The organism is Paenibacillus sp. P4_E11 (genome assembly GCF_056401635.1).
In genome coordinates this window covers 1-543 of record NZ_JBFUIX010000722.1, presented here as the reverse complement: position 1 = coordinate 543, position 543 = coordinate 1, and the positions used below count along the sequence as shown (strand labels likewise).

1 pseudogene is annotated in these 543 nt (G+C 36.3%); it reads right to left on the bottom strand.

Annotation, left to right across the window (positions count from 1 at the left end):
- A pseudogene (locus AC1DWB_RS37120) lies at positions 1 to 341 on the bottom strand (hypothetical protein); the annotation flags it as partial.
- Positions 342 to 543 lie beyond the last annotated feature (202 nt).

The window sequence follows — 543 nt, the reverse complement described above, 5'->3', positions numbered from 1 at the left end:
GTGACGTCAATATGAACTGAATATGAACAAGCAAATAAATTAATAATTACTGCGACGTTATTGGCGGATAAATTTGCGCGAACAATTAATTGAATTTCCTTCATAAAACCCCTGAATCTTTCAGAAATGTATTTTGAATGGGAACGATAAAAATAATGATGATTTACTTCCAGCAGCACCACTTCACCATGTACAGAATCCTGTATTAGCTTCTCGTGCTCAGGAATCCATCTGTCCGTTGCCGGGTGATTCGCTTGGATAAAGAAAATAACAGGAAGATTTGGAGGGGAAGTTAATTGTTCAGTTGCTTTAAAAGTTGGAATACATGCTCTCTGCCTCATTTAATAGAGTCAAATTATACATGTTTTTGTTTATTAGAATTTTCAATTGTTCTTTTGTTCATCAGCATAAGGTAGTCCATCATAGGGATCAGCACCCAGTTTCACTTGCAATCTACCAAAATCTAATTCTCGCAGTATTTTAAGCGGTCTAGTCATGGAAAAATCGATCTTTTTTTCACTCAGCGCTGGAGTACTACTATCC